Genomic DNA, 10,725 nt, shown 5'->3' on the forward strand with positions numbered 1-10,725 from the left:
GTAAAGAAATAATGGCTATCGAAATCAACGTACCGGACATCGGGGCTGATGAAGTTGAAATCACCGAGATCCTGGTCAAAGTGGGCGACAAAGTTGAAGCTGAACAGTCGCTGATCACCGTAGAAGGCGACAAAGCTTCTATGGAAGTTCCGTCTCCACAGGCTGGCATCGTGAAAGAGATCAAAGTCTCTGTCGGTGACAAAACCGAGACGGGCAAACTGATCATGATTTTCGATTCCGCCGACGGTGCTGCTGCTGCAGCACCTGCTCAGGCAGAAGCGAAGAAAGAAGCCGCTCCGGCCGCTGCACCAGCAGCCGCGGCAGCGAAAGAAGTGAACGTCCCGGACATCGGCGGTGATGAAGTTGAAGTCACTGAGATCATGGTCAAAGTGGGCGACACCGTTACCGAAGAACAGTCTCTGATCACCGTAGAAGGCGACAAAGCTTCTATGGAAGTGCCAGCACCGTTCGCGGGCGTGGTGAAAGAGATCAAAATCAACACCGGCGACAAAGTGTCTACCGGCTCCCTGATTATGGTCTTCGAAGTGGCGGGTGCTGCACCTGCTGCGGCTCCAGCTGCTGCACCAGTGGCCGCTGCTCCAGCACCAGCTCAGGCGGCTAAACCGGCTGCTGCTCCTGCAGCGATTGCAGAAGGCAAATCTGAGTTTGCTGAGAACGACGCTTACGTTCACGCGACTCCGCTGATTCGTCGCCTGGCGCGCGAATTCGGTGTAGACCTGGCTAAAGTGAAAGGGACTGGCCGTAAAGGCCGCATTCTGCGCGAAGACGTTCAGGCTTACGTGAAAGACGCCGTTAAGCGTGCGGAAGCGGCTCCGGCAACGGGCGGTGGTCTGCCAGGTATGCTGCCATGGCCGAAAGTGGACTTCAGCAAGTTCGGCGAAATCGAAGAAGTGGAAATGGGTCGTATCCAGAAAATTTCTGGCGCTAACCTGAGCCGTAACTGGGTGATGATCCCGCACGTTACCCACTTCGACAAAACCGATATCACCGATCTGGAAGCGTTCCGTAAGCAGCAGAACGACGAAGCCGCTAAGCGCAAACTGGACGTGAAATTCACCCCAGTGGTCTTCATCATGAAAGCCGTTGCGGCAGCACTGGAGCAGATGCCTCGCTTCAACAGCTCCCTGTCCGAAGACGGTCAGAAGCTGACGCTGAAGAAATACATCAACATCGGTGTGGCGGTTGATACCCCGAATGGTCTGGTGGTTCCGGTCTTCAAAGACGTGAACAAGAAGAGCATCACCGAGCTGTCTCGCGAGCTGATGGCTATCTCTAAGAAAGCCCGTGACGGCAAGCTGACCGCTGGCGAAATGCAGGGCGGCTGCTTCACTATCTCAAGCCTGGGCGGTATCGGGACAACTCACTTCGCGCCAATCGTTAACGCGCCAGAAGTGGCTATCCTCGGTGTCTCCAAGTCTGCGATGGAGCCTGTGTGGAACGGGAAAGAGTTCACCCCGCGTCTGATGATGCCAATGTCTCTCTCCTTCGACCACCGTGTTATCGATGGGGCTGATGGTGCACGCTTCATTACCATCATCAACAACATGTTGAGCGACATTCGCCGTCTGGTGATGTAAGCGAAAAAGCCGGCCAATCGGCCGGCTTTTTTCTGGTAATCTCATGAGGTTTATGGGGTTATTCGATCAAAGTCAAATCGTGAGCCGTTTGTTGTTTCAAAATTGTTAACAATTTTGTAAAATACGGGCGGATAGAACGTCCCGGTGGATGATGGGCGATAAGACCAGGGATCACCGGATAGAAAAACATAGAGGTCATGATGAGTACTGAAATCAAAACTCAAGTCGTGGTACTTGGGGCAGGCCCGGCAGGCTACTCCGCTGCCTTCCGTTGCGCTGATTTAGGTCTGGAAACCGTCATCGTCGAACGTTACAGCACCCTCGGTGGTGTTTGTCTGAACGTCGGCTGTATCCCTTCTAAAGCGCTGCTGCACGTCGCGAAAGTTATCGAAGAAGCCAAAGCGCTGGCGGAACACGGTATCGTCTTCGGCGAGCCGAAAACCGATATCGACAAGATTCGTACCTGGAAAGAGAAAGTGATCACTCAGCTGACCGGCGGTCTGGCGGGTATGGCGAAAGGCCGTAAAGTGAAAGTAGTCAACGGTCTGGGTAAATTCACCGGGGCTAACACCCTGGAAGTGGAAGGCGAGAACGGCAAAACCGTGATCAACTTCGACAACGCCATCATCGCGGCGGGTTCCCGTCCGATCGAACTGCCCTTTATTCCACATGAAGATCCACGCGTTTGGGATTCTACCGATGCGCTGGAACTGAAAACCGTACCAAAACGTCTGCTGGTTATGGGGGGCGGTATCATCGGTCTGGAAATGGGTACCGTGTACCACGCGCTGGGTTCAGAGATTGACGTGGTTGAGATGTTCGACCAGGTTATCCCGGCTGCCGACAAAGACGTGGTGAAAGTCTTCACCAAGCGCATCAGCAAGAAATTCAACCTGATGCTGGAAACCAAAGTGACTGCCGTTGAAGCAAAAGAAGACGGTATCTACGTTTCCATGGAAGGCAAAAAAGCCCCTGCAGAAGCGCAGCGTTATGACGCAGTGCTGGTGGCTATCGGCCGTGTGCCGAACGGTAAAAACCTCGACGCGGGCAAAGCTGGCGTGGAAGTGGACGACCGTGGCTTCATCCGCGTTGACAAGCAGCTGCGTACCAACGTGCCGCACATTTTTGCTATCGGCGATATCGTCGGTCAGCCTATGCTGGCGCACAAAGGTGTTCACGAAGGCCACGTTGCCGCAGAAGTTATCGCCGGCATGAAGCACTACTTCGACCCGAAAGTGATCCCATCCATTGCGTACACTGAGCCAGAAGTGGCATGGGTTGGTCTGACTGAGAAAGAAGCGAAAGAAAAAGGCATCAGTTTTGAGACCGCCACCTTCCCGTGGGCTGCTTCTGGCCGTGCTATCGCTTCTGACTGCGCTGACGGTATGACCAAACTGATTTTCGACAAAGAAACTCACCGTGTTATCGGTGGCGCGATTGTTGGCACCAACGGCGGCGAGCTGCTGGGTGAAATCGGTCTGGCTATCGAAATGGGCTGTGATGCAGAAGACATCGCGCTGACCATCCACGCTCACCCAACTCTGCACGAGTCTGTGGGCCTGGCAGCCGAAGTGTTCGAAGGGAGCATCACCGACCTGCCGAACCCGAAAGCGAAAAAGAAATAAGATTTCATGATGTATCAAGCGGCCTTCGGGCCGCTTTTTTTATGTCTGCTTGAACCAGTGGTGCTGCAGCGAAGCGGTAAGTGATTTATTTAAAAACATTTCTGCGTAAATATCTGAGAACATCTGATCATTACTCTGGAAATAGTCACGCGCTAAACTTATTACGTAAAAACGCTAAGTGAGGTGCATCATGAAAACATTTCTGACTACCGCAGTACTGGCCACAACGCTGATTTCTGGTTTCGCACTTGCCGATGATCCGGTGATCCCATGGGCGGATAACAGCGGCGGCACGGAAACCACGCACATTGCGGCGATGGGGCAAAACCTGAACGGGCTGCACCAGAACATCAGCAAAACCCAGGAAGGCGTCTGGGCGGCGAACTCTGGCAGCATTAAGTCTGACGAAGAAGTGTTGTCGCCAGCCCACCCTGAAGCGGGGGCTGTTTCGCCGACAAACTGATCGAGAAAAGAAGCCGGATGGCGCTGCGCTTATCCGGCCTACAGGTTTTGTAGGCCAGGTAAGCGTAGCGCCACCGGGCAATAATTAAAGCTTCACGTTATCCAGTGCAGCCTGAGCACAGGCCTCATCCAGATTGCCACCCGGCGCACCGCCGATACCGATAGCACCAATCACGTCATTCCCGTCTTTCACCGGCAGGCCACCTGCCAGCAACAGCAGACCCGGAATATCTTTCAGGTTTTGTGCGCCCGCATTGTTTTGCGCTGCTTCCATCACTTTACCGCTGGCATTCTTCATGCTGAGCGCGGTGAAGGCTTTCATCTCGCTGGCTTTCACGGTGTGCGGGCCCGCGTTGTCGGTACGCTGTACGGCTTTAACCACGCCAGCGCGATCAACGACGGTCACGGAAACCTGATAGTTTTTCGCCAGGTATGCTTTGATGGCTTCCTGTGCCAGGCTATTGGCCTGAGTCAGCGAAAGATTTTTTTGGCTCAATGATTCAGCGTTGACGGTTGCAGTAGCGAAACCTGCCAACAGGGCTGCGGAAATGAGTAATTTTTTCATGGTGAACGTCCTCTTTGTCGTCTGTGAGAGGATGCTAACAAGACGACAAAAGAAGCGAAATTCGGGTGAATACGCAGCTCACCTGGTAATTATACGTAGTTCAGCTTGTCGTATTCGCGGATAGCTTGCACCACGCTGCTGACGTCGAGTTTGTTAAAAATTGCGGCGCGATGGGCTTCCACGGTTCGGGTCGACAAATCCAGACGCGTCGCCACTTCTTTGTTGCTGGCCCCGGTCATGAGTTCTTTCAGCACTTCTGTTTCCCGCGCGGTTAACTGAGCAAAGCGCTGTTTGGCTTCGACATGCTCCTGCCATTTACGATGGCGGGTTTCACTTTCGGCAAAAGCGGCATGCACGGTGTCAATCAACTGATCGGCGTCCAGCGGTTTGGTAAAGAACTCAAACACGCCATGACGAAACGCCCGGCGGCAGGCATCGACAGAGCCGTGTCCGGTCATCATCACCACCGGCAGCAGAGGGTGTGAGGCGCTGTTTTTCTCAAACCAACTGAGCCCGCTTTCCCCCGGCATCCTCATGTCCAACAGAAGACAGCCCGTAATACAGGCTTCCGTGGGAATGGCAGAGGTGAAACTATCCACCGAGTCGAAGCATTGCACCGGCCAGTTGAGGGTGGAAAACAGAAAGGTGAGGGACTCACGAATCGACTCGTCGTCGTCCACGATGTAGATAATCTTTTCCATCTCAGTTCTCTTTGATAAACCACAAGCTGATTTCCGCGCCGCCCTGTGGCGAGTTAGCCAGTTGCAGCGTGCCGTTCATTTTCGTCATTAGCGATTCCGTTAGCGTCAGCCCCAAACCCAGCCCGCCTTGCCTTTCGCTGAACAGCGGCATCATCGCGTGCTTAAGAGTTTGTGGGCTAAATCCAGGGCCGCCATCTGTGATGATGACTTTCACCCGGTCATCGACAGATTCGCTGCGAATATGCACCCAGCCGTGCGGATTGCCCTGCTGAACCTGAATGGCATTGCTCAGCAGATTATGCAGCACTTGCTCAAGCCACAGTTTGTCGGCCTGAATTTGTACGTCGGCCAGTTCGTGAGTGATACGGATGTGCTTCGATCCCGGTTCGTGTTCGAGCAAATTGCTCACCCGTTGCCAGCTTTGCGTGAGGCTGACCTTCGTCATTGCCACTTCTTCCTGGGTCAGATGAGCGCGAAAACGGGTCAGCAGTTCGCTGATTCGCTGCGTCTGCATCAGCGCCGAGCGCATCGCATGCAGCGCTTCTTCGTGATGCCCGTTGGTGAGCTGACGCATGCCTCCCTGTAACCACATCTGAGTCGCGGTTAAAGGTTGATTGATTTCATGCACGACGCCCGCGCTCATTTCGCCCAGCGTGTTCAGCCTGGCATGCTGATAGTAATCCGCTCGCTGGCGATCGCTGCGTTGTTGTCTGCGTCCCCACAACAGCAGGCCGCCCATCCCGACGAAAATTGCCCAGCCTGTTGCTATCAGCAAATGGGGCAGAAGTGAAAAATTCCCCCACTCCGGGTTGGCTCCAGCGTTGAGGGTGAAAGGCTGAAAATGCTGCGGGAACTGGCGTGTCCATTGCCAACGGTAGACGGAAGGCGGAGGAGCATCGTCTTGTGTTAACTGCACGCTGGCGAAGTGAGAAGAGGAGCGCAATAGCGGCTCCAGATCTATCCGCACCCGAATCTGTTTGTACGGGTTATAAAGCCAATAATGCGCTGCGGAGAACTGCTCAACGCGCGGGGCATCCAGCGGGCGGTTATGAGTTTTCTCCAGCGCCTGAATTTGGGGGAATTTCTGCTGCAACAGCGTCAGGTCTTCGTCGCCATTGAGGATAGGGATAACGGATTCATTCTGCGAACGGATTCATTCTGCGTGAGCGCCGTACTGACGGTACTGAATAACAGCGTATAGGCACGATCAAACTGCCAGTACTGGCGGCGGATTTGCTCGGCGTAAAGCAGCGCGCTGCACAGTAAGCAGGCGACAAGCCACAGAAGCATGGCCCGGATGATAAAAGCGCGTTGAGTTGTCATCTGCATCTAAAAGTCCTGCCATTTACTGTGATGATAAGTACCACAGAGAACAGGGGCTCGTCAGCAGGAACTTGAAATATGAGTGAATTCACGCCATTGCTACACTACACTCGCGATTCAGGGATCCTGTATACATTTAGTCGTTTTCTGGCGTTGCATTCGCTGTGCGTATGTAATGAATGTCCTGCATCGATATTTCTAATTCAGCCCTTAATATAATCCGAAAAAATAACCAACTAGTAGGTGCTTTTCCTGTCTCTGGTAGGATGAGTCAGTGTTTTGAGTATTAATTGACAACAACAGAAGGTCTTGGCCAGTAACGTCCAAACAAGGATTGAACTATGTTAAAGATAATCTCACTATTTTTTCTGATAATGATACAACTCTTTTTATCCGTTGCTCACTCTGGACCGAAAGAGGATGCCGATACCGCTCAGCGGCATAAGCTGGTGATGCAAAGAGTTATGGTCTTTGTGGAAAATCCAGGTGAATACAACATGGATATTATAGTAAAACGTAAGAATTCCTACGGTCAAGAATCCTACGGTCAAAAATTAAGTGCTGAAGAAGAATTTCTACGTCGCAGAGAAGAGTCTGAAAATATTCGAAGTTTTATAAAAAATCTTTCAGGCGTGATTGTTATTTATGATCTTTCGGCCAAGGAAAAAGCATTAGAGTATAACCTTCCTTTTTCAGATGATAATCCCAATGGTTTTTGCTGTAATCAATTTTATTCAGGTATCAACGGAGAGGTGTGGCAAGGGTTAACTTTATCTGGCGGTAAAATGAAAAGCATTGGTAATTATATGATATATGCCGATCTTTATACTGAAAATCATGCCTATGATGAATATGTTTTAACATTCACTCCTGAACGTGGTTTTAAATAAAAGCAGCAGAGAGACTACAATGACAATAACGGTATCGATAAAAAATGATTCAAGCTTTACAAATGGTGATGGAGTCGTTCACACATGGTTAGTTCTAGATGACGGTAAAGGTAAGGGGACAAATTTCGGGTTTACGCCCCAAAAGGGAAGTGGCTATTTTAACGTAGAGGGAGTGTTAGATAAAGATGGGTATCTTGAAACCAGAAACTTCTCTCAAAGTTTGACTATTGAAATATCAGTTGAGCAATATAATGAAATATCTAATTCTATTGATGTGTTCTCGAGTAATATACCGATGTACGACCTGATTCCTGATGGCAATGGTGGTAGCGACTTTAACTGTACAACTGCCGTAGATTTCATTCTTAAGAGTGCGGGTATTGATATATTAGATGGTGTACAGTCCCCCTTCGGTGTGGCGGGAAGAATTGATTCATTGGCTTTTTCACACAGTAGCAATTACGATGATTTTCCTATCGTTGATATTACAGCAAGTTTTAATACTTTTGAGTCTGCAATTGATACTTCTATGGGGTTTATTGATTTAGGACCAGTTGAAAATATATTAGATGTGAAAGACGCCATCGATTTCATTGCTTCTGAAGTCTATAATTACTGTGAACAAGTCTTTTCAGGTATTGATGAAACGGCAAGTGAGTCTGCTCAGGCGTTCAAAGATATTTTCCTGGACGCTACTCAACTATGGCTTGATGTTACCATGCAGAATATGGATAACGCTGTCGATGCCCTGGATAATTTGGGTGAATCAAGTAGTAGTTGGATTAGCGAACTTTTTGATTATTTCCGTGGTGGCATGGGAGTCATTGCCAGCGGTATGGCGAACCTTGCCAATGGCGGAACGATACCGCTGTCAGCGGCAGGAAGCTTTCCCTTCCCTCCCGGGGTTATGTATCCGGGCATGATGTTTCCCGGCTTCGCTCTCCCGGGGTTTGGACCGAGTATGGACGGCGCTGAAAAAGCCATTGTAGACCCAATTATTATCGATCTTGACGGTGATGGTATCGAAACGCTGTCAGTCAACAACACTATCTTTTTCGATCATGATGGCAATCAGTTCGCCGAAAATACAGGTTGGGTCGGTGGGGATGATGGTCTCCTTGTGATGGATCTGGATGGAAATGGTTTGATCGATACGGGTAAAGAGCTTTTCGGAGACAATACCGAACTACAAACTGGAATGCTTGCCAGCAATGGTTTTGAGGCTCTGAAGGATAAAGACAGTAATGGTGATGGTATTATCAATAGCCATGATGCTGCGTGGAAAGAATTACAAGTTTGGCAGGATAGAAATAGTAATGCACGGGTTGATAGTGGCGAGCTTTACTCTCTTGATGCACTTGGGATTATCGCCATTAATACCAGTTTTAAAGACTCTTCTTTTATTGATGAACAAGGAAATGCGCATCGACAGACAGGCAGCGTCATTTTTAATGATGGTGCAACCAATGCAATGGCTGATGTATGGTTTGACCATGACAAAGGGTTCTCTCGTTACATTGGTGATATCAATGTAAGCGATGCTGTTCGCGAGTTGCCTTTTATTCGTGGTTTCGGGAACATGCCTGATTTACATATTGCGATGAGCAAGGATGATTCACTTAAAACACTCATTGAGCAATATAGGTCAGACCCTGACCTGGCACGTGCTTCTGGACTCATTGATACCATCATGTTTTGTTGGGCCGGAGCAAGTAATCTGGATACCAGTAGCCGTGGTGTAAATATCAATGCTCGAGTGCTTGCAGTTATTGAGGCTGCAACAGGTGATGGTTTTGTCAGTCTTCAGGATAAAACCACAAATCCTAATAGCAATGCAGCCAAACTTATCGAAGAGGAATATACAAAATTTGCCAATTATATAGAATCACAGTTATTGGCTCAGACCCTGTATGCCGAAGAATTCTCACATATTCGCATTGGGCTTAATAGTGATAGGTCCGAATTTGTTTTTGACTTCACGGATCTTAACAATTACTTGAATGTAATGAAAGAAAATGATGTTATTAACTATGTGAAGCTAAGTGATGTAATATTTGGTTGGCTAGAATACATGCCTTCCTATCGAAATGAATGTGATATTTCGTTTATGATGTCAGATACTAGTTTTATCGGTGGGAGAGGGATTGATACATTAAATGGAAAAAGTACCAATGATTTTATTTGGGGCAAAGGTGGAGACGATCGATTAGATGGCGGGGCAGGATCTGATATTTACTTATTTAGTCAAGGTGATGGTCAGGACCGGGTGGCTGATACTGGCAGGAACGCGGTAAATACCCTTGTTTTCGAAGGGGCCGACCTCACTCAGGCGTTGATAGAGAAATCAGGAAACGACCTGCTTATTCACGCATGGGGGGGCAGCGACACGCTTACACTCCCTGGCTACTTCACTTCAGAGATAAATCGTCAATTCGATATGGTCTTTGGCGACACCACGCTGACGGTCAGCGACCTGGCAGGGATGGGATTCCCGGTTTACGGCAATGAAAGCAACAACAGCCTCAGCGGCTGGAATAACGATGACACGCTTGTGGGTTATGGCGGGAATGACACGCTGAGCGGCGGGGAAGGTAGCGACAGATATATTTTTCGCATCGGCGATGGTCAGGACCGGGTGAGTGATACTGGCAGGAACGCGGTAAATACCCTCGTATTCGAAGGGGCTGACCTCACTCAGGCGTTGATAGAGAAATCAGGAAACGACCTGCTTATTCACGCATGGGGGGGCAGTGACACGCTTACACTCCCCAACTATTTCACTTCAGAGACAAATCGTCAATTCGAGATGATCTTTGGCGACACCACGCTGACGGTCAGCGACCTGGCGGGGATGGCGTTCTCGGTTTACGGCAATGAAAGCAGCAACAACCTCAGCGGCTGGGATAACGATGACACGCTTTTGGGCTATGACGGGAATGACACGCTGTATGGTGGGAAAGGTAATGACAGTCTGGACGGCGGTTCGGGTGATGACAGGCTGAATGGTGAGAGCGGTAATGATATTCTGGACGGCGGTACGGGTAATGACAGTCTGAGCGGCGGGGACGGTAGCGACAGATATATTTTTCGCATCGGCGATGGTCAGGACCGGGTGAGTGATGTCAGCATGAACTGGGTAAATACCCTCGTATTCGAAGGAGCCGACCTCACTCAGGCGTTGATAGAGAAATCAGGAAACGACCTGCTTATTCACGCATGGGGGGGCAGCGACACGCTTACACTCCCCAACTATTTCACTTCAGAGACAAATCGTCAATTCGAGATGATCTTTGGCGACACCACGCTGACGGTCAGCGACCTGGCGGGGATGGGATTCCCGGTTTACGGCAATGAAAGCGACGACATCCTCAGTGGCTGGAATAACGATGACACACTTTTGGGTTATGGCGGGAATGACACGCTGAATGGTGGGCGCGGTAACGACGTTCTGGACGGCGGTACGGGTAATGACAGTCTGAGCGGCGGGGAAGGTAGCGACAGATATATTTTTCGCATCGGCGATGGTCAGGACCGGGTGAGTGATACTGGCAGGAACGCGGT

At 50.1% G+C, this 10,725-nt stretch carries 8 protein-coding genes and 1 pseudogene; 5 read left to right on the forward strand and 4 right to left on the reverse strand.

The window, feature by feature from the left end; translation table 11 throughout:
- Positions 1 to 11 precede the first annotated feature (11 nt).
- The 3 genes from aceF (at position 12) to ACLW56_RS03150 (ending at position 3,686) form a co-directional block, all read left to right on the forward strand.
- Positions 12 to 1,598, forward strand: a complete 1,587-nt coding sequence (aceF, locus tag ACLW56_RS03140; RefSeq protein ID WP_330982362.1) for a pyruvate dehydrogenase complex dihydrolipoyllysine-residue acetyltransferase — start codon at positions 12 to 14, stop codon at positions 1,596 to 1,598.
- 200 nt (positions 1,599 to 1,798) lie between these two features.
- Positions 1,799 to 3,223: a dihydrolipoyl dehydrogenase gene (gene lpdA / locus ACLW56_RS03145; RefSeq protein WP_330982363.1), complete on the forward strand. Its 1,425-nt coding sequence runs from the start codon at positions 1,799 to 1,801 to the stop codon at positions 3,221 to 3,223.
- A 190-nt stretch (positions 3,224 to 3,413) separates the two neighbouring features.
- Positions 3,414 to 3,686, forward strand: coding sequence for a hypothetical protein (locus tag ACLW56_RS03150; RefSeq protein ID WP_330982364.1), 273 nt, complete (start codon positions 3,414 to 3,416; stop codon positions 3,684 to 3,686).
- 84 nt (positions 3,687 to 3,770) lie between these two features.
- Here the strand turns inward: ACLW56_RS03150 and ACLW56_RS03155 are convergent, their stop codons facing one another.
- The 4 genes from ACLW56_RS03155 to ACLW56_RS03170 all read right to left on the reverse strand — a co-directional run bounded on the left by ACLW56_RS03155 (position 3,771) and on the right by ACLW56_RS03170 (position 6,280).
- Positions 3,771 to 4,250, reverse strand: a complete 480-nt coding sequence (locus tag ACLW56_RS03155; protein ID WP_330982365.1) for a heme-binding protein — start codon at positions 4,248 to 4,250, stop codon at positions 3,771 to 3,773.
- A gap of 89 nt (positions 4,251 to 4,339) precedes the next feature.
- On the reverse strand, positions 4,340 to 4,951 hold the full coding sequence (locus ACLW56_RS03160) for a response regulator transcription factor (RefSeq protein ID WP_330982366.1): 612 nt from the start codon (positions 4,949 to 4,951) through the stop codon (positions 4,340 to 4,342).
- Position 4,952: 1 nt separating this feature from the next.
- Positions 4,953 to 6,044 (reverse strand): sensor histidine kinase, encoded by a 1,092-nt coding sequence (locus tag ACLW56_RS03165; RefSeq protein ID WP_330982367.1) that lies wholly within the window; start codon positions 6,042 to 6,044, stop codon positions 4,953 to 4,955.
- 5 nt (positions 6,045 to 6,049) lie between these two features.
- Positions 6,050 to 6,280 (reverse strand): hypothetical protein, encoded by a 231-nt coding sequence (locus ACLW56_RS03170; protein ID WP_330982368.1) that lies wholly within the window; start codon positions 6,278 to 6,280, stop codon positions 6,050 to 6,052.
- 335 nt (positions 6,281 to 6,615) lie between these two features.
- Here ACLW56_RS03170 and ACLW56_RS03175 point away from each other — a divergent pair, with 335 nt between their 5' ends.
- Together ACLW56_RS03175 and ACLW56_RS03180 are read left to right on the forward strand one after the other, a co-directional pair.
- A complete protein-coding gene (locus ACLW56_RS03175) occupies positions 6,616 to 7,164 on the forward strand; it encodes a hypothetical protein (protein WP_330982369.1) in 549 nt (182 codons plus the stop codon).
- A gap of 19 nt (positions 7,165 to 7,183) precedes the next feature.
- Positions 7,184 to 10,725: pseudogene (locus tag ACLW56_RS03180) on the forward strand (hypothetical protein); the annotation flags it as partial.

The organism is Pantoea sp. sgz302252 (assembly GCF_047713085.1).
Classification (GTDB): domain Bacteria; phylum Pseudomonadota; class Gammaproteobacteria; order Enterobacterales; family Enterobacteriaceae; genus Scandinavium.